This is a genomic window from Fluviibacterium sp. S390 (genome assembly GCF_049800695.1).
Classification (GTDB): Bacteria; Pseudomonadota; Alphaproteobacteria; order Rhodobacterales; family Rhodobacteraceae; genus Meridianimarinicoccus.
The window spans coordinates 31,273-54,949 of record NZ_JBNAFN010000017.1; the positions used below are offsets into that span (position 1 = coordinate 31,273).

Consider the following 23,677-nt stretch of genomic DNA (forward strand, 5'->3'; position numbering starts at 1 on the left):
GGCCGCCCGCACCCCTCACAGTTCAGTCATCGACGCCCTGCAACAACACGTCCCGTGTCTGAGAACCGAATTCGCGGCGCAGGATCACCGCCACCGTCAGCAGCGTGGTCAGGATCAGGGGCAGGGCGCCCACCAGCCAGGCAAGCGCGCCCATCGCGAAATAGATCGACCGCAGCCCGCGATTGAACGCCCTGGCCGCCGAGATGTTCAACTCGGCCGCCTGCTGGCACCGATGCGGACCGACGGGATCGTCGACCTCGTTGGGGATCGTGCCCAGCATCACCGCGCAATAACCGAAGATGCGGTTGGCCCAGACGAATTTCAGGAAGGCGTTGACCACCAGCAGCAGGATCAGGATCAGCTTCATTTCAAGCACCACCTTCGAGCTTTCGGCCAGCGACAGTTCCGAGGCCAGCGTCGTCAGCTGCTCGATATTGCCGACCAGCGCAAGCCCGCCGCCCAGGGCGATCATCGCGGTCGAAGCGAAAAAGGCCGTGCCTTGCCGCAGGCTGCCGACGATCATCGAATCGAACACGCGCGGCTCACGGGTGATGACATGGCTCATCCAGATCCGCCGGTAGCGCGCCATCAGCACGGAGACCGACGGAAAATTGCGCGGCGGATGCTCGATGAACAGCCCGACCCCCTGCCATGCCAGCAGCAGCAACAGCAGCGCGACCGCGTCAAGCCAGCTGAGCAGGCCCAGTTGGGCGGGGATCATGATGCGATCCAAGGCAAACCTCCGGTTTGGCGGACTGGCCGCGACTGCTCCTGCCATACAGACTGAGGGTCGAAGCGCGCAACCACAACCGCGCCTGCGGTTCGGGCGCGGCGGGAAATTCGTGACAGATGTCCGGGTGAAATGCGAAATCTTAAGCATAATTTCCGGGCATGGCCCGAAAATTGCCGACTATACTGGGCGAGTCGCCACATTCCACTCAAGACAGTCCGTTCCAGACATGGCATAGTTCCCTGCATGATCCGTACCTGCGCAAATATCCTGTTCGGCCTTGCGCTGATGGCCGTCTCGGCCCCGGTTTCGGCCAATGAAACCGGCAGCAGCCGGGTGATGCTGAGCGTGCAGGAGCAGAAAAACTGGCAGGCCATCGGACGGCTGAACGTCACCGGCATCGGCTATTGCACCGCAACGGCGATCGGGCCGGACCTGATCCTGACGGCAGCCCATTGCGTTGTGGACAAGCGCACTGGCAATTCCGTGCGTCCCGACCGGGTCCATTTCCTGGCCGGGTTCCGGGCGGGCACCTTTGCGGCCCACGGCCAAGGGCGCGAGATCGTGCTGATGCAGGGGTACAACCGTTCCATGCGGACGGTGGATCGCGACATTGCCTTCATCCGGCTGGCCGCACCGCTGCCTTCCACGATCACCCCGATCTCCACCGGACGCGGCGTGCAACCGGAGTTGAGCCTGCACACGCTGTCCTACGGGCTGGACCGTGCCCAGATCCCCTCGATCGAGCGGGATTGCCGGTTGCAGAGCCGCATCGGGGCAGTGATCTATACCAGTTGCGATGGGGTTCCGGGTGTGTCGGGCGCGCCGGTCATTCAATTGGTCGATGGCAAGCCCGTGGTCGTTGCGGTGGCCTCGGCGGTGATGGCCCGTCAAAAGGCCCCGATGCTTCACGGGACGGTTCTGGCCGTGGACGCAGCCGAACATCGGCTGGAAATCCTGTTCCGCCAGTTCGAAGGCACCGATGTGTCGATGCCCGATCCGGTGCGCGACGGGTCTTGAACCCCATCTGACAGTTCCTAAATCTTGGGTATCGGGTCGCCAGTCGGGGCCCGTATCTGACCGCGGCCGTCCTTTGGAGGCCGCACAACATCGTTGTCGCTCAATGGAGGATGACCCATGCGCAATTTTGACCTTGCACCGCTTTACCGTGCCACCGTCGGTTTCGACCAGGTGGCGGACCTGATGGATCGGGTTCTGACGTCGGATGTCAGCCAGCCCAGCTATCCGCCCTACAACATCGAAAAGACCGCCGATGACGCCTGGCGCATCTCGATCGCCGTGGCCGGCTTCACCGAGGATGAGCTTTCGGTGGAACTGCGGGAAAACGCGCTTCTGGTTTCGGCCAAGAAGGCCCCGGAAGACACCAAGCGCACCTATCTGCATCGCGGCATCGCCACCCGCGCGTTCGAGCGCCGGTTCCATCTTGCCGATCATGTGCGCGTGACCGCCGCCTCGCATCAGGACGGCATGTTGCACATCGACCTGGTGCGCGAAGTGCCCGAGGCCCTGAAACCGCGCCGGATCGAGATCACCAATGGTGTTCGCGACGCGGCAGGCGAGGCCCGCCCGGTCAACTAAGAACCGGCGCCACCCCATCATTCGGACACTGGCCCGCGCTTCGGCGCGGGCCTTTTCGCGTTCGGCGGGCCTGATTGCCGCAGCCTCACGATTTGCTCGCCTATGGCCATGACTGTTCGCTAATCTGAGCGTGGTACAGGAGTTTCACCATGCTGGGCATTATCGTTTCTCTATTCCTATTGATGTATTTGGCCTATCGCGGGATCAGCGTGCTGATCCTGGCGCCGGTCCTGTCGCTGTTGGCAGCGGGTCTTTCGGGCGGCGCACCGATCCTGGCCACCTATACGCAGGTCTTCATGGAGGCGCTTGGCGGCTACGTGATCAAGTTCTTCCCGCTGTTCCTGCTGGGCGCGATCTTCGGCAAGCTGATGGAGGTTTCGGGCAGCGCCCGCGTCATCGCCGAGTGGATCGTCGAGAAAGTCGGGCAGAAACAGGCGGCCCTGGCCGTGGTTCTGGCCTGCGGGGTGCTGACCTACGGTGGCGTCTCGCTGTTCGTCGTGGCCTTCGCGGTCTATCCCATCGCCGCGGCGTTGTTCGCGCGGGCGGATTACCCCAAGAAATTCATCCCGGCCACCATCGCGCTTGGCTCGTTCACCTTCACCATGACGGCGCTGCCCGGCACCCCGGCGATCCAGAACGCCATCCCGGCACCCTATTTCGGCACTGATGCCTTCGCCGCCCCGATCCTGGGGCTGCTGGCCGCGGCCATCATGTTCACGGGCGGCGTTGCCTGGCTGAACATGCGCATCGGCCGCGCCCGCGCCGCCGGGCTGGGCTATGGCGAGGAGGACCAGTATTCCGCCATCGCCGCCTTGCCGCCCACGGTCGAGGACAACGATCCGCCCTTCTGGGCCGCGATCCTGCCGATCTTCGTGGTCATCGTCCTGAACCTGATCCTGTCGCGCTTCGTCTATCCGGCGATGGACTTCTCCTATCTGGCCGAGGACATCTACGGCGGCATCTCGATCGACGATGTGCGCGGGCTTTGGGCGATCATCACCGCGCTGACGGCTTCGGTCCTCGTGCTGATCGCGCTCAACTGGCAACGGTTTTCCGGGACGCTGAATGCCACGATAACGCAAGGCGTCAACGGCTCGTTCCTGCCGATCTTCAACACCGCGTCCGAGGTTGGCTATGGCACCGTCATCGCCTCGCTGCCGGCCTTCGCCTTGATCAAGAACGGGGTCACCGGGATCATGCCGGATGTGCCGCTGGTGTCGCTGGCCATCGCGGTGAATGCGCTGGCGGGGATCACCGGTTCGGCTTCGGGCGGCATGAGCATCGCGCTGGAGGCACTGGGATCGACCTATCTGGAACTGGCCGAACTGGCCAATGTCAGCCCGGAACTGCTGCACCGGGTCGCGGCCCTGTCCTCGGGCGGCTTCGACTGCCTGCCGCACAACGGCGCCGTCATCACCCTGTTGGCGATCACCAGCCTGACGCACAAGAAAAGCTATGTGGATATCTTCGTCGTCGCCGTGGCGGTGCCGGTGGTCGCGCTGATCACCGTGATCATACTGGGCAGCATGTTCGGGTCGGTCTAGGGGTGACGCCCCAGCCGCCTATTTGGGGGCTGGTACAGCCAGACAGTTGCCCTGCATGTTCCGCAGGACCAGCATCTTGTCGCGGACCGCATTGGGATCGTAGCGCGGGCTGCCAAACCGCGCCCGCCCCGGTTGACCGCCCTTCGCCACGGGGACAGTCTGGCGCGATTGCAGCGGAAGAGGTTTCCCGATGGACATGCGCACCGCCTATGAGATCACCGCCTACATCCCGCAGGCGGATGCGGTGATCGAGGGCTGGACCGAGGATGCGGCCGATCATCGGGCGGTCGAGGCGTCGATCGGGCGGGCCATGCTGAATCTGCCCTACGGCGATCATCCGCGGGCACGGTATGATCTGTTCCTGCCTGCCGGGCGGCCCGAGGGGCTGGTTGTCTTTGTCCACGGCGGCTATTGGCGGCGCTTTGATCGCAGCGATTTCTCGCACTTCTCGCGCGGGGCTGTGGCGCGCGGCTGGGCAGTGGCGATGCCCTCTTATCCGCTGGTGCCCGAGGTGCGTATTTCCGGCATCACGCGGCATGTGGCACAGGCCATCACCACGGCGGCGGCGCGGGTTCCGGCGGGGCCGGTGATCCTGGCGGGTCATTCTGCGGGCGGGCATTTGGTGGCCCGCATGGCCGAGGCGAACGGCCCCTTGCCGGCGGATGTGCAGGCGCGGGTGCAGCGTGTGGTGCCGATCTCGCCGCTGGGCGATCTGCGCCCCTTGCTGCAAACGCCGCTGAACGCTGACCTGCATCTGGATGCGCTTGAGGCCGAGGCCGAAAGCCCGATCCTGCGCCAGCCCGCGCCCGGTCTGGCGGTGACGGTCTGGGCCGCCGAACATGAACGCCCGGTGTTCCTGCAACAGGCAGAGGATCTGGCCCGTGCCTGGGGGGCCAGGCACCGGATCGCGCCGGGCTGCCATCATCTGGACGTGATCCACGGGCTGTCAGACCCTGACAGCCGGCTGACCGAAAGCCTGTTTACGGGGTAAAGCTGGCCAGCCCGACAAGATCCATGCTTTCCAGCATCGGCATCATCACCTCGGTGCTGGCGCCTTCGACCTGGATCAGGAAGCGGTTGGCCACCAGAGTCATCAACTGGCCGTCGGTTTCCAGCACCTTGACGCTGCCCATCCGGTGCAGCTTGCCGCCCGAGGCGGTGGCCAGCATCGGGTTGGCCAGCATCGGTGCCATCGCCATCATCATCGGACTGTCGGCCAACAGGCTGATCGAGAAGCTCTGGTCGCCATTGCTGTAGGTCGCCTCGGCGCCGGTGCCGCCGCCGGTGAAGGCCAATGCGCCGCTCATCTCGGTGCTGATCTCGCGGGTCCAGCCATCGGGAGCCTCGGGCAGAAAGGCCGCCAGCCCGTCGGTGCGCATGGCTTGCAGCAGGCTTTGCGCATAGGCCAGTTCCTCGATCGTGGCAGTGATATTGCCGCCGTCATAGGCGGCACGGGCAGCATCCAGCGTATCGGTCACGTCATCGGCCAGTGCGGGCGTGGCGGTCAGCAGCAGGCAAAGCGCGGTGCGGGTGGGGAAGCGGATCATGGGCTCTCGACCTTGTAGACATCATTCGGGGACAGGGTGGCGCGATCAGTCCGTCAGATCAACCAGCGATCGCCAGCAGGGCAGGATATCCCCCGGTTCCGGGCGGGCATGGCAGACCCCGCGGGCGATGGCGCGGGCCATGCAGGTGGCCGCCGCGTGTCCCAGATCCAGAAGGACTGTCAGATCGTCGTCGGGCAGGGGGTGCGTGCCCGACGCGGCCGCAAAGACCAGATCGCCATCCAGCAGCGTGTGCGAGGGGAACAGGGCCCGTGCCAGCCCGTCATGGGCGCAGGTGGCCAGGCGGGTGGCCTGTGCCTGCGTCAGATCCGCGTCGGTGGCGACAATGGCGATGGTGGTGCTGGTGCCGGGCTGCGTGTCCTTGCGCGGGGCCGGGTCCGGGGCCGGATGCGGGCAGATGCCTGCGCCGCCGAATTCCTCGCCGACCTCAAAGGGCGCGGCCCAGAACTGCCGGTGCGGATGCACATTCGCCGCCCCCAGCGCGTTGACCGCCACCAGGGCGCCCACCGTGAAGGGGCCGACCCGGACCGAGGCCGAACCCAGACCGCCTTTCAGCGTCGCGGTGGTGGCTCCGCATCCCGCGCCCACCGACCCGAGCGCGAAATCCGGGACTGCTGCGGCCAGCGCCTGTTGGCCCAGATCGGGATAGGGAGAGGTCGTCCACCCCTTGTCGCCACCGTTCAGCAGGTCGAACAGGATAGCGCCGGGCACGATCGGCACCCGTTGGCCGCCGACCTGGAACCCACGGCCCGCGCCCCGAAGGGCCTGGCGGACGCCATCGACCGCGCCCAGCCCGAAGGCGGACCCGCCGGACAGCACCAGCGCATCCACCTGCTGCACCAGCTTGTCGGGGGCCAGAAGGTCGGTCTCGGTGGTGCCGGGCGCACCGCCCATCACATGCACGGCGGCGGTGAAAGGGGCGTCGGCGGTCAGCACGGTGGTGCCGGACTTCAGGCGTTGATCCTGGGCATTGCCGACACGGAACCCGGCAACATCGGTGATCAGATTGCGGGGGCCGGTGGGCATGGGGTCTCTCCTGAATTGCCCTGGCAGGCTCGGGCCTGCGGCGGTGCGGGTCAACCCCGCCCTGCGACCTTCCGCGAAGCGGCAGGGTTTGTGGGCCGGCCCGCTCTGGCCTATGGTGGCCTGAACCGCAGGGTGGCTTGTTTGCGCGGCCTTGCGATCCCAAATACTGTTCTCAAGTCAACGAGAGTGACCATGGTCTACGTGAAATGGATATTCTGGGGCCTCATGGTCCTGTTGCTGGGCGGGTTCCTGCACTACACGCTGCCCCGCCATGACACCCTGCGCATCGTCGAGACCGAAGTGCGGCGGGTCGAGGTGGGCGAAGGGTCGCTGTTCTGGGGCTCGTCCGAACCGGGCGCGATGACAGCGGGCAACCGGGATGTGAAATTCATCTCGGGCGTGCGGGAAAGCGGCCGGACCAAGGTGTTCCGCAACGAGGACACGGGCTGGGGCTGGCCGCCCTACATGAAGTTCAATTCCGCCGACCTGCAGGCGCGGGCCGCGGATCTGACCTCGAGCCAGGATGCGCCGCGCTGGATCCTGGTGAAATCCTATGGCTGGCGCAACCAGCTGCTGTCGGTCTTTCCCAACGTGCTGAGCCTCAAGGAAGTCTCCGGTCCCGATCACCGGGTGATCCCGGTGTTCAACATCCTTGTGCTGACCGGGCTTGCGGCGCTGGTGCTGGTGATCCGGGCGTTTGTGAAGCGGTTCTGGGCCAACCGGGTGGATCCGGTGGTCGAAGATGTGGCCAGCGCCTTCGACGCCGCCGACGATCATGTGGATGCGGCGGGCCGCCGGTTCCGCGGACGGCGCGAGAAGTTCCGGGAATGGTGGGTGGAAACCTTCGGCGGCTGAGGCCGGGGAGGCTCCCGCCCCCTGCGGCCCTTGCGGGCCACAGGCGTTGGGCCGCGCGCCGCTGCGCGGCGGATTGAGTATTTTTTCCAAAAAGAATCCGGAGCCGCGGGACGGGCCTGCCGGTTAGCGTTTCAGAAGGCTGCCCAGCAGGCCGCGCACCATGCGGCGGCCGCGGCGGGTGGACAATTGCTGCACCATGGTTTTCGCGAAGGCCTCGCCCAGGTTCGAGGCCATCGAGCCGTTTTCACTTTTACCGGGTGAGTTCTTCCCGGTGTAGCGCGTGGCGCGGCCCGGTGAGGGTCGGGCGGCTTGCGACGGGCGGTTGAAAGTTTCGAAAGTGGCCTTCAGGTCATCCTGAGAGGCGCTTTGGGTGGTTTTGGCCGCCGCCCGTTCGGCAAGGATTTCATGGGCGGAACGCCGGTCGACGGCGGTGTCATAGCGTTGTCCCAGCGGGGAGCCCGTGATCAGCGCGCGGCGCTCGTCCTCGCTCAGCGGTCCCATCTGGCTGGCGGGCGGCCGGATCAGGACGCGGTCGATCATGCCGGGGATGGCCTTGTCTTCCAGCAGGGAGACTACCGCCTCGCCGGTGCCGACCTGCTGGATCGCCGTCGCGGTGTCGAAGGCCGGGTTGGGCCGAAAGGTCTCGGCGGCGGTTTTCAGCGCCTTGGCATCGCGCGGAGTGAAAGCGCGCAGGGCGTGCTGGATGCGGTTGCCCAGCTGCGACAGCACGTCCTCGGGGATGTCGTCGGGCAGTTGGCTGACGAAATAGACCCCCACGCCCTTGGAGCGCACCAGCCGCACCACCTGTTCGATCCGTTGCAGCAGGCTTTTCGGAGCGGTGTCGAACAGCAGATGCGCCTCGTCGAAGAAAAAGACCAGCTTCGGCTTGTCGGGGTTGCCGACCTCGGGAAGCTCTTCAAAGAGTTCCGACAGCAGCCAGAGCAGGAACATGGAATACAGGCGCGGCGTGGTGATCAGCTTGTCGGCCATCAGGATGTTGACCTGGCCGCGCCCCTGGGCGTCGGTGGTCATCAGGTCCGACAGTTGCAGTGCCGGTTCGCCCAGAAACCCGCGCACACCCTGGTTTTCCAGCACCAGCAGCGCCCGTTGCACCGCCCCCAGAGAGGCACGGGCCACATGGCCATAGTCGTGTTGCACCGCCTCGGTGTTGTCACCGATCCAGTTCAGGACCGCCCGCAGATCGTCAAGATCCAGCAGCGCCAGCCCCTGATCGTCGCAGATGCGGAAGGCGATGTTCAGAACTCCTTCCTGCACATCGGTCAGGTCCAGCATCCGGGCCAGAAGCACCGGACCAAGTTCGCTAACCGTGGTGCGCACGGGATGGCCGGACTGGCCGAAGATGTCCCAGAACACGACAGGGCAGGCGGCGGGGGCATAGTCGGCCAGCCCGATCTGCGTTGCACGTGCGGCGATGCGATCGCTGGGCGCGCCCGGCTTGCCAAGGCCGCTGACGTCGCCTTTCACATCCGCCATGAACACCGGGACGCCGGCGGCGGAAAACCCTTCGGCGAGGATCTGCATGGTCACGGTCTTGCCGGTGCCGGTTGCACCCGCGATCAGCCCGTGACGGTTGGCCAGATCCAGTTTCAGCACCTGCGGTTCGCGATAGTCCGTGCCTCCACCGCCGATGAAAATGCCCGACATGTCCTGCTCCCTCTGTTGCCCCGATCATGTCGGCGCGGGCGCGGTGCGGCAAGGGCATCGCGCGGCGTATTTGCTCAACCGGCCGGAAATTCCGCGGTGTCGGGGGGGCGCAACGAAAAACCGCGGCCACAGGGGCCGCGGTTTCCGCAGGTCAGCCGTGAGGGGACGTCAGCCCGGGCTCATGCCGCGCAGCCGTTCCGACCGGCGGCGCAGAACCTCCAGCGTGGCCAGCAGCGCGATGGAAATCCCCACAAGCAGCGTCGCCACCGCAAGGATGGTCGGGCTGATCTGTTCGCGCAGGCCGATGAACATCTGCCATGGCAGGGTCTTCTGCCCGGCCGAGCCCACGAAGAGCACCACCACCACCTCGTCGAATGAGGTGATGAAGGCAAACAGCCCGCCCGAGATCACGCCGGGAAGGATCAACGGCATCTGCACCCGGAAGAAGGTGGTCACCGGGTCGGCGCCCATGTTGGCCGCCGCCCGCGTCAGCGAGTTGTCGAAGCCCACCAGCGTGGCGGTCACCGTGATGATGACGAAGGGAATGCCAAGCGCTGCATGGGCCAGAACCACGCCCAGGTAAGTGCCTTGCAGGCCGATGCGCGAATAGAAGAAATACATCCCCGCCGCCGAGATGATCAGCGGCACGATCATCGGCGAGATCAGGATCGCCATGATAGCCCGGCGTCCCGGCACATGCGGCTGGCTGAGGCCGATGGCGGCCAGCGTTCCGAAACTGACCGACAGCAGGGTCGCCACCGGGGCAATGGTCAGCGAGTTCCACAACGCCGATTGCCAGTCCGAATTGGTGAAGAAGTCCTGATAGTGCTTCAGCGAATAGCCTTCGGGCTTCAGGGCCAGCATCTCGGGGGTGAAGGTGAAGAAATCCTCGGCGTTGAAGCTGAGCGGCATCACCACGATGATCGGCGTGATCAGGAAGCCGAAGATCACCCCGCAGATTACCCGGAAGGTAAAGTGCCACAACACCTGTCCAGGGGTCAGATAGGGGGCCAGGTTTGCGCGATAGCGGCCATCGGCCAGCCAGAAGGTCAGGTTGCCGAAGAGCCAGCCCGCCAGGGCGCTGATGATCCCGCCGATAGTGCCGCCGACCATCAGGCCGATGATGGCGAAGATCACCACCAGTCCCAGCCGCACCGACCGGCGCGGCAGTTTCAGATGCATCAGCGCAAAGGCCATGCCGGCCATCAGGATGGCGCCCAGCACCAGGCCCAGCAGGCCCGAGCCCTGCGCCGTGCCCACGAGCAGCCCTGCCAGGGCACCGAAGGCGCCGACGATGGGGCCGACGAAACTGAAGGGCTGCGGTTTCAGGTCAATGATGGTTGCCATGGATCAGCCCCCCAGTTTCACGTTGTCGATGCCGACGATGCGATCATAGGCCCAGTACAGGATCAGGACCGCGGCCAGAAGGATCGCGCCAAGTGCGGCCGCCAGACCCCAGTTCAGCGAGCTGGAGATATGATAGGCGATCCGGTTCGAGATGAATGTCCCGGTGGTACCGCCGACGATCTCGGGCGTGATGTAATAGCCGATGGCGAGGATGAAGACGAGGATAGAACCCGCCCCGATTCCCGGCACCGACTGCGGGAAATAGACCCGCCAGAACGCCGTCCAGTTGGTTGCGCCCAGTGATTTCGCGGCGCGCAGGTAGCTGGGGTTGATGGTCTGCATCACCGAGTAGAGCGGCAGGATCATGAAGGGCAGCAGGATGTGGGTCATCGCCACGATGGTGCCGAACTGGTTGTTGATCATGATCAGCCGGTTGGCGTCATCGACCAAACCCAGCCAGACCAGCACGTCGTTGATCACGCCTTGCTGTTGCAGCATGACCTTCCAGGCCGAGGTGCGCACCAGCAGCGAGGTCCAGAACGGCAGCAGCACCAGGATCATCAGCAGGTTCGCGGTGCGCATCCGCAAGTTGGCCAGCAGCCACGCCACCGGATAGCCCAGAAGGATGCAGCTGACGGTGATGACCATCGACATGAACAGGGTGCGTTTGAACAGCATGATGTAGATCTGCTGGTTCTCGGGCTGGTCGGTGATCCCGTCCGGACCCAACTGCTTGTCTACTGCGTTCAGGAAATAGCCCGGCGTGTAGCGCGGGGCATAGACGCGGATGGTCTGCCAGACGCCAACGTCACCCCAATCCTCGTCCGCTTCCAGGAATTGCGCCTTCCGGCTGGCACTTTCGAAGGTGGCGACGGCCGCCTTTGCCTCTTTCAGCAGATCGGCCTGCGGGCCGGAATAGGCCGCGATGCCGGCCTCGGACGCGGCTGTCAGATCATTGTAAAGCGCGGTGTAGACCAGCGTCCAGGGTTCGTCGTCCAGCGCTGTTTCTTCTTCTTCCGTGCGCATGAAATCGGCGAACTGGCCGAAGGCCTCGGCGGTCTGGGGCAGCAGGTCGCCAATGCCGGGGGCCGGTTCAAACGCCGGGGGGGCCTTGGTAAACGCTTGTCCGGCCTTCTTGGCCGCGTCCTGCTCGGCCAGCCAGCCGGTGGCGGCCTGCGCATAGGCGGGGCTGGCCATCAGGGCGACCCAGGTGGTTTCCTCGCCCCAGGCGTCGTTCAGATCCTCGAACTGGTCGACGTAAAGATCGCCCATCTTTTCCACGGCCCGACCGCTCTTGCGGAACAGCGACGACATACCGACGTTTTCATAGTTCAGCCGGCTGCCGACACGGGTGTGGATCTTCTGTTCCTGGGCGACAAACATATCCTTGTAGAGCGCGTCGAACACCTGCTCATCGGGAACCTCGCCGCTTTCGGGATCCCAGTCTTTCAGGGCGGCCACCGTGCGCGGCAGCGTGTCGGACACGATCTGGTTTTCTACCGATCGGAACAGCATGTCCGCGATGGGCGCGATGAAGGTCACGAGCACGAAGATCAGAAGCGGAGCGATCAGCGCCAGCGCCCGCATTTTCTGAACGCGAAGGGCGCGGTTCAGGCTCTTTTTAAGTGGCGTTCCGTCCGCGGAGAGAACACGGCCAGTCTCGGTTGCGTCGCTCATGCATATCCCTCGACAATTGTGAAATCTGTTTCAGCGCAACTCTGCCGGATGGCGGCTGCGTCCTGGTATTCCGGGCTGCGATAGCAGGCGCGCGCGGTGGCCAGATCGGGAAAGGCGACGACCACATGGCGGGGGCGCGCCTCGCCTTCGGTCACATCGCTTTCGCCGCCGCGCACCAGGTACACGCCGCCGAAGGCCTCGATCACGGGCTGGGCCTTGCGCACATAATCCGGATACGGGGCCGGGTCGGTGACCTTGATATGGACGATCCAATACCCTTTGGGCATGGGTGGTCTCCTTTCCGGCTGGGTAAGACGGGGCCAGAAGGCCCCGTCCGAGGCTTGTATCGGCGGTTACTTCGCCAGCCAGGCCTGGAAGCGGGCTTCCACGTCGTCCTGGTTGTCAGCCCACCATTCGATGTTGTTCACCAGGAAATTCTTCTGGTTGGCGGGGTTGGTCGGCATATGCGGCGCCATCTCGATGCCCAGTTCGGCATGGGTCGACACCAGCGGCTGCGACGAAGCGCGGGCCGGGCCGTAAGAGATATAGGCTGCCTGATCGGCCAGACGCTGGGTGTCGGTCGCGTACTTCACGAAGTCCAGGACGCGGGCCAGACGGTCGTCCGGCAGATCCGCAGGGATGACCCAGCCGTCGAAATCAAAGACCTGCCAGTCCCACAGCATCGCGACCGGCTGGCTCTGTTCCTCGATCACGCTGAACAGGCGACCGTTGTAGGCGGAACCTATGACGATTTCGCCATCCGCCAGAAGCTGCGGCGTGTCGGCGCCCGACGACCACCAGATCGTTTCGTCCTTGATGGTGTCCAGTTTCGCCAGCGACTGCTCGAGCCCCTCGGGGGTTTCCAGAACGTCATAGAGGTCTTCCTGGGCCACGCCGTCGCACAGAAGCGCCCACTCCAGGTTCTTCTTGGGGCGTTTTTCAAGCGCGCGCTTTCCGGGGAAATTCTCCAGATCGAACACGTCGCAGAGGCTGGTCGGGGTTCTTCCGTCCCATTCCTCGACATCGGTCCGGTACCCGAAGGTGGTCGAGAACACGATCTGCGGGATGAAGCAGTCGTTGATCAGGGTCGGGCCGAAGTCGTCTTCGACATCGGAGCCGTCGTCGCCTTGGGCCAGCACGTCGTCAAAGTCGATCTCCATGGCCAGGCCTTCGTCGCACAGACGCTGGCTGTCGGGGCCCTCCACGTCCACGAGATCCCAGGTCACGTTGCCGGCTTCGTTCATGGCGCGCAGCTTCGACACGGCTTCGTTCGAGCTTTCGTCCCAGGTCACCGAAACGCCTTCATTGGCAGCCATGTAAGGCTCGGTATAGGCCTTCTGCTGGCTGGTCTGATAGGCGCCGCCCCAGGATACCAGCGTCATGTCCGAAGCCATGTGGTCATCGGCAAAGGCGCTGCCTGCTGCGACCAGTGCACTGCCGGTCAGAAGCGTTGTTAGCAGTTTCATATAGTACTCCCCTTGGATTTGTTTTCTTTGGTTTGTTGACCGCGAGGATGGACCCGCGGCGGTTGTGCTCAGGCGTCCAGCGCCCGGCAGTCTTCCGGCAGCCACCCGATCTCGATGGTTTCGCCGGGGGTGAGCCGGACGGTATCGGGGGCGTTGCGGGTCTTGACGATGAAATCGTCATTGCCCGCCACCCGAAGTCGTGTGCGGAAGATATCGCCCATGTAGATGAACTCCAGCACTTCTGCCTTCAGCAGGTGGGCGTCGGGGTTCAGGCGTTCCTTTCTGGTTTCCACCCGCTCGGGGCGGATCGAAACACGGGTGCGTTCGCCGGGCTTGGAAACATTGACCGGCATGCAGTCGATCAACTCGCCATCGTCCAGCTCCACCAGCGCGATCTTGTCGTTGATCTCCTTGACGGTGCCTTCCAGCGTGTTGTTCTCGCCGATGAATTGCGCGACGAAGCTGTTGTCGGGATGCTCATACAGGTCGTCGGGCGGCGCAAGCTGCTGGATGCGGCCATCGTTGAACACCGCGACCCGGTCCGACATGGTCAGCGCCTCGGTCTGGTCGTGGGTCACATAGACCACCGTGATGCCCAGATTGTCGGCAATGCGCTTGATCTCGAACTGCATGTGTTCGCGCAGCTGCTTGTCCAGCGCGCCCAGCGGTTCATCCATCAAAACCAGTTCGGGTTCGAACACCAGCGCGCGGGCCAGCGCGACGCGCTGCTGCTGGCCGCCCGAAAGCTGTGCCGGCCGACGTCCGCCGAAGGCCCCCATCTGCACCATGTCCAGCGCGCGTTTGACCTTGGCCTCGCGGTCGGACTTGCCCAGCTTGCGCACTTCCAACGGGAAGGACAGGTTTTCCGCAATGGTCATATGCGGGAACAGCGCATAGTTCTGGAACACCATGCCGATGCCGCGCTTGTGCGGCGGGATGTTGTTGATGGGTTTGCCGTCCAGCAGGATCTCGCCATGGGTGGCGGTTTCAAACCCGGCCAGCATCATCAGGCAGGTGGTCTTTCCGGACCCTGACGGGCCCAGCATGGTCAGAAATTCGCCCTTGGGCATCGACAGATTGAGATCCTTCACCACAAGGGTCTCGCCGTCATAACTTTTCTGCACACGTTGAAATTCGACGAAGGCGTCGTTTGTCTGGTCTAGTGCCAAGAACTCGGCTCCCTGTTTTTGTCCGTTCGTGTCGTGCCGACCGGTATCCCCAAATCAAAACGCGTCCCGGTCCAAGTTACAACCAAAGAACCGGATGCGTTGGGAAAAAGCTGTTCAGGAAGAGGCATGAGCGCTTTCCCGGCGTTCTGAAAACGCCGTGAGCCTTGCATGACACCGGCGCGGTTTCGCGATTCGAATCATCATGCGGCGATCGTATCGGATGCCGCTGAGGTAAAGGGCAGCGGGGCCTTCTGGCCGCTATGGCTGCTGAAGAAACGGGGGTGGTCGGAAAGGTCGGGCAAGGCATATTGTCCAGGTCAAACCCCGATCTGCGACGGGAATGGATATCCCGGCGTGCAGGACTGAACTGCAAGGCGCGCGGCCCTGATCAGCGACGCCATCGCTGACGACGGAAACTTAAGCGTGCGGGTGTCCTTGCGTCAACCCCCCCCCGTGCTGTCAGATTTCCAGCAGCCTCAATCGCGCTTCCCCGGCCTGCATCTCGCCGCCCGCACGGTCAAAGCGCAGATGGGCCAGCGCCTCGCCCTCCGACTGGGTGAACAGACGGCCCACCGGTTTGCCGTCCGCGGTAATCTCGCTGCCCACAGGGGCGGTGCCGTCGATGGCCACGCGGGCCAGCCCCTTGCGCAGTTCGGTCTTGTGTTTCATCCGGGCGGTGACTTCCTGGCCCACATAGCAGCCCTTCTTGAAATCCACTCCGTGCAGGTGTTCGAATCCGGCTTCCAGGATATAGGTCTCGTCGGGGATCAACTCGATCCCGCTTTCGGGGATGGCATGGGCCACACGCAGCCGGTCCCAGGCTGCCGGGGCGATGCCATCCGTCGGCGTTGCCCGATAGGCCCGCCACCCCAGCGCCGGGTGGCGCGGGTCGGACCAGCCATCCTCGGGGGCCGTGCCAAGCCCCTGCGCGACGACCAGCGGTGACGGCGTGATCTCCACCGCCGCGCGCAGCTTGTACATGCTCAGGCGCTTCAGCAGGCCTGGTGCCAGCCCGGCGGCCACATCCAGCAAGATGGCCCCGCCCTGCCGCGCCAGGAAGAAATCGGCCAGGTATTTGCCCTGCGGGCTCAGCAGCGCGGCATAGATCAGCCCCTGTGCCAGCCCGGACAGATCATTGGTCACCAGCCCTTGCAGGAATGGCTCTGCATCCTGGCCGGTCACCTCAAGGATTTGACGGTCTGTGATGGTCATCGGCTTTCCCCTGTCCTGCGCCCCCGTCATATAGGGGAACGGCAAACAGAAGAAAGAGCCTGCGATGCGCGCACCGATCTCGGTGGTGATCCCGACCCTGAACGCGGCAGACCAACTGCCCGACACGCTGCGCCACCTGATGCCCGGCCTGGGTGAAGGCTTGATCCGCGAGCTTGTGATCACCGACGGTGGCTCGACCGATGCCACGCAACGGCTGGCGGCGGAAGCGGGCGCCATCTGGCTGGATGGTCCGGCGGGGCGCGGGGGGCAGTTGCGGCGCGGGGTTGCGGCGGCCAGCGGCGACTGGCTGTTGGTGCTACATGCCGACACACATCTGGGCGACGGCTGGACACAGGCGGTCGTCGCGCATCTGGAATCCTGCCCAGACAAGGCCGGGTGTTTCCAGCTTGGCTTCCGGGCGCGCGGGCTAGCCCCGCGCGTGGTGGCCGGGGCGGCAAACCTGCGCGCGCGCCTGTGCGACATGCCGTTTGGCGATCAGGGCCTGCTGATCTCCCGCGCGCTCTACCAAAGGGTCGGCGGCTACCCGGATATCGCCTTGATGGAAGACGTGGTGCTGTCCCGTGCCCTGAAAGGCCACTTGCGCCCGCTGCCCGCCGTCGCCCTGACCGGGGCCGAGCGCTATCGCGAGAACGGCTGGATCGGCCAATCGGTCCGAAACCTCTGGCGCCGCGCCCGGTTTCGCCACGGCGCCGATCCGGCGGACCTGGCGCGCGGCTACGATCCGGGCCGGAACAGCCCGTAGATGAGCGAGACAGTTGCGGCTCCGCCGGGGCGCGCTTGAACTGCGCGTCGCACCATTTTCAAGACGGCGCTCATTCTTCTTGGCACAAATACTCCCGCCGGAGGCACGAAATCCCGGCACCCGCAGGGGGCCGGCCCTAGCCGTCCTCCCCGCGCGAGGCTTTCCAGCTGGCGGTCAGGGCCTTGTGGTCATAGCGGGTGCGCAACCAGTCCTCCAACCCGATGGGGGTCTGGGCGGCCTCGGCTTCATAGACGTCGAAGACGTGATCCAGAATGCCGGTGTCGGTGCTGGACAGATGCAGGTATTTCCAGTGCAGCTGCCGCCGCGCCTCGGCCACGGGCCGCCCGTCGATCACCGCCAGATACAGCGCCGAGGCAAACCCGGCGCGGTCCGAGCCGGACTTGCAATGCATCACGAAGGGCCGTTCGACCGTGCGGAACAACTCCAGCAGCGCCAGGATATCCTTGCGCGGCGCCAGCTTGCGGGCGCTCAGGGTGATGTTGTGCAGGGTCAGGCCCAGCTTGGCACAGGCTTCCTGCTCGAACAGGAAGGGGCTCTGCCGGTTCCGGCCGCGCAGGTTGATGACACTGACGATGCCGCGCTTCTTGTAGATGCGCAGCCGCTTCGGCGACGGTTGGTTCGAACGCCAGACTCCCGGCGCGATTTCCTCAAGGTTCCACCACACAGTGCGCAGAAAGGCATGGTCCAGAAGCTGGAAATGCCACCACGCGTGCCGCCGTGCCTTGGGGGTCGAGATATCCCGGCCATAGCGGTCGCGCAGGGCGCGTTCGACCTTCTGGAACTTCGACTTCAGGCTGTTTGTCATCTTGTCTCTCAACTCGCCACTCGGGGACTCTTGCATGCGCGGCCCGGTCCGGGTCCGCGGCTGTGGCTGCGGGCAAATTGACCTTGGGGATGCGCCCGCTTACCTGTTTTCAGACGCGTTTGAAAGGTTTTCCAATGTCTCTGTCGCAGGGTCGTTCCTATCTGGCCATCCCCGGGCCGTCCGTCTTGCCCGACCGCGTGCTGCAGGCCATGCAGCGCCCCGCACCCAACATCTATACCGGAGAGCTGGTCGGACTGGTCGACAGCCTGCTGCCCGATCTGAAGGCCGTGGCGCGCACCGAAGGGAAGGTGGCGATCTACATCTGCAACGGGCATGGGCTGTGGGATGCCACGCTGGCCAATCTGGTAACGCCGTGCGATCGGCTGCTGGTGTTGAGCACCGGACGGTTTGCCGTCGGCTGGGGCGATGCGGCCCGCGCCATGGGGGCCGAGGTCGACGTCATGGACTTCGGGTTGCGCGGGGCGATGGATCCCGAGCGGGTCGAGGCCGCGTTGCGGGCCGACACCGGACACCGGATCAAGTCGGTGCTGGTGGCGCATGTGGACACCGCCACCTCGGTGCGCAACGACATTGCCGCCCTGCGCCGGGCCATGGACGCGGCGGGCCATCCGGCATTGCTGTTGGTGGATTGCATTGCCAGCCTTGGCTGCGATCCCTTCGAGATGGATGCCTGGGGTGTCGATGTGATGATCGCCGCCAGCCAGAAGGGGCTGATGACGCCGCCGGGGCTGGGATTTGTCTTTTTCAACGACCGCGCCGACCTTGTGCGCAAGGGGCTGGACCGCGTGCCGCGCTACTGGGACTGGACCCCGCGCACCGAGGCCGCGCTGTTCTACCAGTTGTTCTGCGGCACCGCCCCGACCCATCACCTGTTTGCCCTGCGCGAGGCGCTGACCATGCTGGTGCACGAAGAAGGGCTCACCCACGCGCTGGCGCGTCATGCCACGCTGGCCCGCTGCGTCTGGGCCGCGGCCGAGGCGTGGCAGGCCGGGGGCGGGCCGATGCTGAACATTGCCGAACGCGGCGCGCGCAGCCATGCGGTGACGGCGCTGACCACGGTCGCGGTCGCGGATGGCACGCGTCTGCGCGACTGGATGGAACAGCAGGCGGGGGTGACGCTGGGCATCGGGTTGGGCATGGTGGCGCCGGGCAACCCGGAGTGGCACCGGTACTTCCGAATCGGGCATATGGGGCATGTGAATGCGCATATGGTTCTGGGGGTGCTGGCCAGCCTTCAGGCCGGTCTGGTGGCGCTGGACATTCCGCATGGAACCGGCGCGCTGGACGCTGCCGCGCGGGTCTGTGCCGGGGCAAGCGGTTAAGATCACTTCAGAAACTTGCGTCGGGCTTCCTGCGCGATGGCGTGTTTCAATTGCAGGTCCGCGACCTTTGACATCGCTGTCTTGCGATCTTCGGGGGCCGCGTTGGCCAGTTCGGTCAGGGCCTGATCAAGGGCCTGCTTGAGGCGGATTTCCTCGGGCAAGGCGCCGGCTTCGGCCATCAGGCGATGGCCCACTGCGGTGCCGGCGTCGATCAGCGCGTCGCCGGGACGATAGGGCAGGGGCTTGCCCGCGCCGGACAGGTCAGAGAACTGGCCTTCGGCCTCGGCGCGGCGAATGCGGCTTTCGGTGAGGGTGGCGAGCGAGCGGATCATGCCCCCAAGATGGGTCTGATCCGCCTGTTTTTCAAGAGCCTTAGCCCAGTTCGGCCAGACGCGTCAGCGCCGCTTTCACACGGGTTTCCTCGTCTTCCTTGACGGCCAGCAACTCGCGGGTTTCGACGATCACCTCTTCGGGGGCGCTTTCGACGAACTTGGGATTGTTCAGTCGACCACGCAGGCCACCCAGATCCTTGGCCAGCTTGCCGAGGGTCTTTTCGAGCCGGGCCTGTTCCTCGTCCACGTCGATGACATCGGCCACCGGCAGCGCGAAGGTGCCGCCTTCCACGGCGACGGTCACACATCCCTTGGGCAAGTCACTGACGGTGCTGATCTTTTCGATCCGCGCCAGTTTCTGGATCAGGGCGGCGTTGCGCGACAGGGCCTGGCCCCCGGTTGGGTCCAGTTCCAGTTGCAGCAATTCCAGCTTCAGACCGGCGGGCACATGCATCTGGGCCCGGACCGAGCGGATTTCGTCGATCAGGGAGATCACCCAGTTCATCTCGCGATCTGCGGATTTGTCCAGCAATTCCGAGGTCTTGTAGGTCGGCCAGTCCGAAACCACCAACAGATCGTCGCGCTTGGCCGTCAGGCCCCAAAGCTCTTCGGTGATGAAGGGCATGATGGGATGCAGCAGGATCATGCACTGGTCCAGAACCCAGCCCATGGTGGCGCGGGTTTCGGCCACCACGGCAGGATCGTCCGAGGCCAGCAGCGGCTTGGCGAATTCGACGTACCAGTCGCAGACCTTGCCCCAGACAAAGCCGTACAGCGCATGCGCCGCGTCGTTGAACCGGTAGCTGTCCAGCGCCGCATCGACGGTTTCCAGCGTGCGGGCGGTTTCGCCGATGATCCAGATATTGGCGGTCTGGATGGCGTCTGGTGCGTGTATGGCGGGCGTATGGCTGCCGTCGGCGCCGTAGACCTCGTTCATCTCGGCGTAGCGCACGGCATTCCACAGCTTGGTGCCGAAGTTGCGATAGCCGGCGATGCGATCCTTCGACAGTTTCAGCACCCCACCCAGCGAGGCCATGGCGGTATTGGTGAAGCGCAGCGCATCGGCGCCGTATTCATCGACGATGTCCAGCGGGTCGATGACGTTGCCGGTGGTCTTGGACATCTTCTTGCCCTTCTCGTCCCGCACCAGCCCGTGCAGATAGACGGTGTGGAAGGGTTCGGTGTCCATCACCGCGAGGCTCATCATCATCATCCGGGCGACCCAGAAGAACAGGATGTCCTGCCCGGTGATCAGCACCGAGGTCGGGAAATACCGCGCCAGTTCCGGCGTCTTCTGCGGCCAGCCCAAAGTGCCAAAGGGCCACAGACCGGACGAGAACCAGGTGTCGAGCACATCCGGGTCGCGCCAGACCGGGTAGACCAGATGGGTCGGGTCGTCGCTGACATTGTATTCGGCCAGGCTTTCGGCCAGCAGATGCACGGCTGCCTGATAGTCCTTAACCTCGACGATGCGGGCCACATGCAGCGGCGTCGGCAGGTTGGCAAGATCGCGGCGGAACTTTTCTGACACGGCCTCCAGATCGGCAGCGCAATGGTGCGTGGGGGCGGCGTGGTTGTAGCTGCCCTCGCGCAGCAGGCGGAACAGTTCGACGTCGTCGAGATCGCCCTCCTCGGGGCCAAGCTCGCTGGGTTCGGGCCAGATGTTCAGGCCGTACCAGACCGGGATCTGGTGGCCCCACCAAAGCTGGCGCGAGATGCACCACGGCTCGATGTTCTCAAGCCAGTTGTAATAGGTCTTCTCGCCGCTTTCGGGCATGATGACCGTGCGGCCTTCGCGCACCGAATCCAGCGCCGGGCCGACGATCTTGTCGGCATCCACGAACCACTGGTCGGTGAGCATCGGCTCGATCACCACCTTCGAGCGGTCGCCATAGGGCTGCATGATCGGCTTGGCTTCCACCAGCGGCACCTGCGTGACCTCTTCGGCTTCGGCGCCTTTCTTTTTCTTCGGCGTGCCCAGGCGCGGATCGTCCGAGGTGGTCATCACGGCCAGACCTTCGGCGGTGATGTCGGCCACCACCCGTTCGCGTGCCTCGAACCGGTCCAGCCCGCGGTATTCCTCGGGGACGAGGTTCATGGCGGCGATGGAGGCCTCGGTGAACTCGGCCTCGCCGTTGGCGATACGCTGGGCTTCGGCGGCTTCCTCGGCATAGGGGCGGCCATCGGCACGCAGGTGTCCCCTGGTGTCCATCAGGTTGTACATCGGGATGCCGCCGCGTTTGGCGACCTGATAGTCGTTGAAGTCATGCGCCCCGGTGATCTTCACCGCGCCCGAGCCGAAGGTCGGATCGGGGTATTCATCGGTGATGATCGGGATCAGGCGGCGGTGGTCTTTCGGGCCGACCGGGATCTCGCACAGCTTGCCAATGATCGGCGCATAGCGGGCGTCCGAGGGATGCACCGCGACCGCGCCATCGCCCAGCATGGTTTCGGGCCGGGTGGTGGCGATGGAAATATAGTCGCGGGTCTCGCGCAGGGTGACGGTGCCGTCCTCGTCCTTCTCGACGTATTCATAGGTTTCACCGCCCGCCAGCGGGTACTTGAAGTGCCACATGTGGCCCGGCGTCTCGACGTTCTCGACCTCAAGATCCGAGATCGCGGTTTCGAAATGCGGGTCCCAGTTGACCAGCCGCTTGCCGCGATAGATCAGGCCCTTTTCGTACATGTCCACGAAGACCTTGATGACGGCATCGTGGAAATCGGGCGAGTTTTCGTGCCCGACACGCGGATCGCCCGGCGCACCGGCCATGGTGAAGGCGTTGCGGTCCCAGTCGCAGGAACAGCCCAGACGCTGCAGCTGCTCGATGATGGTGCCGCCGGATTCGGCCTTCCATTCCCAGACCTTGGCGATGAAATCCTCGCGCGACAGATCGGTGCGGCGCAGGTTGCTTTCCGCCTTCAGCTTCTTTTCGACCTGAAGCTGGGTGGCAATGCCGGCGTGATCCTGTCCGGGCTGCCACAGGGTGTCGAAGCCGCGCATCCGGTGCCAGCGCACAAGGATATCTTGCAACGTGTTGTTGAACGCGTGGCCGACATGCAGCGCACCGGTCACATTGGGTGGCGGGATCATGACGCAGAAGCTGTCATCGCGTGAGCGGTTGGCCCCGGCCCGGAATGCGCCGGTGTCTTGCCACGCCTGGCTGATCCGCGCTTCGGCCTCGGCCGCGTTGAAGGTCTTTTCCATTGCCATGCGTCTGGTCCCCGAGTTCAAGCGTTGCGCGTCGGCATAGCGAATGCGCGGGCCAAGGCCAAGGGGGCGGTGGCATTGGCTGTGTGCACCGCGTGCTGCATCGGGGCTGTGTGCAGCGCCTGTTACAGCCCCTGCACAATTTGTGAGGGAAAATGATGGGCCGGGGCATCGCTTGTTAAGCGGTTGCGACCTATCTTTGATTTGGAATGCCAACGGATGGAGGGTCAGCGTGACAGGGCGCGCATCACGGTACATCACCACACAACGGCGGGCGGGGGATGCTCCGCGCACGCATGTGGTAATTCTGGATGGCACGCTGAGTTCGCTGGACGCCGGCCGCAGCACCAATGCCGGGCGCATCTTCAAGCTGCTGATGGACCTGCCCGCCGCCGACCGGCCTTCGGTCTATTACGAGGAAGGCATCCAGTGGCGGCAATGGCGGTCCTGCACAGATGTGATGACCGGGCGCGGCATCAACCGGCAGATCCGCCGCGCCTATGGGTTCCTCGCCTCGCGCTATCAGCCCGGTGACCGGATCTTCCTGTTCGGCTATTCGCGCGGTGCCTTCGCCGTGCGCTCTTTGGCCGGGGTCATCGACCGGGTCGGGCTGCTGAAACCGCATCGCGCCACCGAGCGGATGATCCGGCAGTTGTACCGCCATTATGAAACCGATCCCCATGGCCGCCACGCCCGGCTGTTCGCCGAGAAATTCTGCCGTCCGGGGGTGGAGATCGAGATGGTCGGCGTCTTCGACACGGTCAAGGCGTTGGGCTGGCGGTTCCCGATACTGGCCGAACTGACCGACAAGGCGCATGACTTCCATTCGACGCATCTGGGCCACACGATCCGCCACGGCTTTCACGCGCTGGCCCTGCACGAGACCCGCGAGGCCTTCGAGCCGCAGCTGTGGACTTGTCCCAAAGGCTGGGCCGGCCATGTAGAGCAGGTCTGGTTCCGGGGTACCCATGGCGATATCGGCGGGCAGTTGTCGGGGTTCGATGCAGCGCGGCCGCTGGCCAATATTCCGCTGGTCTGGATGCTGGAAAAGGCCGAGGCCTGCGGGCTGACGCTGCCCACGGACTGGCGTGCGCGCTATCCGATGGATCCGCAAGCGCCCAGTTGCGGCTGGCGCGGCTGGTCGCGGATATTTCCGCTGCGCAAGCGCCGGGTGGTCGGGCGCGACCCGTCCGAAAGCCTGCATCCCACCGCGCGCAACACCCGCAAGGTGCCCGGCGCCGAGGATTTGCCGCTGGCACAGGCAGGATAACCCGAAGACCACCGGGGGTCGGACCAAGTTTCCGTTGCGACACCGGTCGGAGGCGCGCAAGCTGACTCCGGAAATCGGAG

At 64.7% G+C, this 23,677-nt stretch carries 21 protein-coding genes; 8 read left to right on the plus strand and 13 right to left on the minus strand.

The window, feature by feature from the left end:
• Positions 1 to 22: 22 nt before the first annotated feature.
• Positions 23 to 721 carry a DUF599 domain-containing protein gene (locus ACP15K_RS13810; RefSeq protein ID WP_424990788.1) on the minus strand — a complete coding sequence of 233 codons (699 nt, stop codon included), beginning with the start codon at positions 719 to 721 and terminating at the stop codon, positions 23 to 25.
• 255 nt (positions 722 to 976) lie between these two features.
• On the opposite strand from ACP15K_RS13810, the gene ACP15K_RS13815 reads away from it, so the two are divergent.
• The 4 genes from ACP15K_RS13815 (at position 977) to ACP15K_RS13830 (ending at position 4,864) form a co-directional block, all read left to right on the plus strand.
• Positions 977 to 1,750, plus strand: a complete 774-nt coding sequence (locus ACP15K_RS13815; protein WP_424990789.1) for a trypsin-like serine peptidase — start codon at positions 977 to 979, stop codon at positions 1,748 to 1,750.
• 117 nt (positions 1,751 to 1,867) lie between these two features.
• Positions 1,868 to 2,329 carry an Hsp20 family protein gene (locus tag ACP15K_RS13820; protein ID WP_424990790.1) on the plus strand — a complete coding sequence of 154 codons (462 nt, stop codon included), beginning with the start codon at positions 1,868 to 1,870 and terminating at the stop codon, positions 2,327 to 2,329.
• A gap of 149 nt (positions 2,330 to 2,478) precedes the next feature.
• Positions 2,479 to 3,873 carry a GntP family permease gene (locus ACP15K_RS13825; protein ID WP_193140469.1) on the plus strand — a complete coding sequence of 465 codons (1,395 nt, stop codon included), beginning with the start codon at positions 2,479 to 2,481 and terminating at the stop codon, positions 3,871 to 3,873.
• A gap of 190 nt (positions 3,874 to 4,063) precedes the next feature.
• Positions 4,064 to 4,864: an alpha/beta hydrolase gene (locus ACP15K_RS13830; RefSeq protein WP_193140470.1), complete on the plus strand. Its 801-nt coding sequence runs from the start codon at positions 4,064 to 4,066 to the stop codon at positions 4,862 to 4,864.
• Here the strand turns inward: ACP15K_RS13830 and ACP15K_RS13835 are convergent.
• Together ACP15K_RS13835 and ACP15K_RS13840 are read right to left on the minus strand one after the other, a co-directional pair.
• Entirely contained in the window at positions 4,854 to 5,420 is a 567-nt protein-coding gene (locus ACP15K_RS13835; RefSeq protein WP_193140471.1) for a hypothetical protein, read from the minus strand. The two genes, ACP15K_RS13830 and ACP15K_RS13835, sit on opposite strands and share 11 nt — an antisense overlap.
• Positions 5,421 to 5,465: 45 nt before the next feature.
• Positions 5,466 to 6,464 carry a P1 family peptidase gene (locus ACP15K_RS13840; RefSeq protein WP_193140472.1) on the minus strand — a complete coding sequence of 333 codons (999 nt, stop codon included), beginning with the start codon at positions 6,462 to 6,464 and terminating at the stop codon, positions 5,466 to 5,468.
• Between the two features lie 192 nt (positions 6,465 to 6,656).
• On the opposite strand from ACP15K_RS13840, the gene ACP15K_RS13845 reads away from it, so the two are divergent.
• The gene (locus ACP15K_RS13845) at positions 6,657 to 7,319 is read left to right on the plus strand and encodes a DUF1523 family protein (RefSeq protein ID WP_193140473.1); all 663 of its coding nucleotides are present in this window, start codon (positions 6,657 to 6,659) and stop codon (positions 7,317 to 7,319) included.
• Between the two features lie 123 nt (positions 7,320 to 7,442).
• On the opposite strand, the gene ACP15K_RS13850 is transcribed toward ACP15K_RS13845, so the two are convergent.
• From ACP15K_RS13850 to ACP15K_RS13880, 7 genes are all read right to left on the minus strand, one after another.
• Positions 7,443 to 8,984 carry a helicase HerA-like domain-containing protein gene (locus tag ACP15K_RS13850; protein ID WP_424990791.1) on the minus strand — a complete coding sequence of 514 codons (1,542 nt, stop codon included), beginning with the start codon at positions 8,982 to 8,984 and terminating at the stop codon, positions 7,443 to 7,445.
• 168 nt (positions 8,985 to 9,152) lie between these two features.
• Positions 9,153 to 10,331 carry an ABC transporter permease gene (locus ACP15K_RS13855; RefSeq protein WP_193140475.1) on the minus strand — a complete coding sequence of 393 codons (1,179 nt, stop codon included), beginning with the start codon at positions 10,329 to 10,331 and terminating at the stop codon, positions 9,153 to 9,155.
• Positions 10,332 to 10,334: 3 nt separating this feature from the next.
• On the minus strand, positions 10,335 to 12,008 hold the full coding sequence (locus ACP15K_RS13860; RefSeq protein WP_193140476.1) for an ABC transporter permease: 1,674 nt from the start codon (positions 12,006 to 12,008) through the stop codon (positions 10,335 to 10,337).
• Positions 12,005 to 12,295, minus strand: coding sequence for a DUF1330 domain-containing protein (locus ACP15K_RS13865; protein ID WP_193140477.1), 291 nt, complete (start codon positions 12,293 to 12,295; stop codon positions 12,005 to 12,007). Before ACP15K_RS13865 ends, ACP15K_RS13860 begins: the two co-directional genes overlap by 4 nt.
• 66 nt (positions 12,296 to 12,361) lie before the next feature.
• Positions 12,362 to 13,474: an extracellular solute-binding protein gene (locus tag ACP15K_RS13870; protein WP_424990792.1), complete on the minus strand. Its 1,113-nt coding sequence runs from the start codon at positions 13,472 to 13,474 to the stop codon at positions 12,362 to 12,364.
• A 68-nt stretch (positions 13,475 to 13,542) separates the two neighbouring features.
• The gene (locus ACP15K_RS13875; RefSeq protein WP_193140479.1) at positions 13,543 to 14,643 is read right to left on the minus strand and encodes an ABC transporter ATP-binding protein; all 1,101 of its coding nucleotides are present in this window, start codon (positions 14,641 to 14,643) and stop codon (positions 13,543 to 13,545) included.
• Between the two features lie 459 nt (positions 14,644 to 15,102).
• The gene (locus tag ACP15K_RS13880) at positions 15,103 to 15,855 is read right to left on the minus strand and encodes a YgfZ/GcvT domain-containing protein (RefSeq protein WP_424990793.1); all 753 of its coding nucleotides are present in this window, start codon (positions 15,853 to 15,855) and stop codon (positions 15,103 to 15,105) included.
• Between the two features lie 64 nt (positions 15,856 to 15,919).
• Between ACP15K_RS13880 and ACP15K_RS13885 the strand changes: the two genes are divergently transcribed.
• Positions 15,920 to 16,618 (plus strand): TIGR04283 family arsenosugar biosynthesis glycosyltransferase, encoded by a 699-nt coding sequence (locus ACP15K_RS13885; protein ID WP_424990794.1) that lies wholly within the window; start codon positions 15,920 to 15,922, stop codon positions 16,616 to 16,618.
• A gap of 136 nt (positions 16,619 to 16,754) precedes the next feature.
• Here ACP15K_RS13885 and ACP15K_RS13890 read toward each other — a convergent pair whose 3' ends face one another.
• Positions 16,755 to 17,444 carry a tyrosine-protein phosphatase gene (locus tag ACP15K_RS13890; protein WP_193140482.1) on the minus strand — a complete coding sequence of 230 codons (690 nt, stop codon included), beginning with the start codon at positions 17,442 to 17,444 and terminating at the stop codon, positions 16,755 to 16,757.
• 134 nt (positions 17,445 to 17,578) lie between these two features.
• On the opposite strand from ACP15K_RS13890, the gene ACP15K_RS13895 reads away from it, so the two are divergent.
• Entirely contained in the window at positions 17,579 to 18,787 is a 1,209-nt protein-coding gene (locus tag ACP15K_RS13895) for a pyridoxal-phosphate-dependent aminotransferase family protein (protein WP_424990795.1), read from the plus strand.
• A 2-nt stretch (positions 18,788 to 18,789) separates the two neighbouring features.
• Here ACP15K_RS13895 and ACP15K_RS13900 read toward each other — a convergent pair whose 3' ends face one another.
• Entirely contained in the window at positions 18,790 to 19,119 is a 330-nt protein-coding gene (locus tag ACP15K_RS13900; RefSeq protein ID WP_193140484.1) for a DUF1992 domain-containing protein, read from the minus strand.
• A 40-nt stretch (positions 19,120 to 19,159) separates the two neighbouring features.
• Complete coding sequence (locus ACP15K_RS13905) at positions 19,160 to 22,330, minus strand: valine--tRNA ligase (protein ID WP_424990796.1); 3,171 nt, start codon at positions 22,328 to 22,330, stop codon at positions 19,160 to 19,162.
• Positions 22,331 to 22,559: 229 nt separating this feature from the next.
• Between ACP15K_RS13905 and ACP15K_RS13910 the strand changes: the two genes are divergently transcribed.
• Positions 22,560 to 23,597 carry a DUF2235 domain-containing protein gene (locus tag ACP15K_RS13910; protein WP_424990797.1) on the plus strand — a complete coding sequence of 346 codons (1,038 nt, stop codon included), beginning with the start codon at positions 22,560 to 22,562 and terminating at the stop codon, positions 23,595 to 23,597.
• Positions 23,598 to 23,677: the final 80 nt, after the last annotated feature.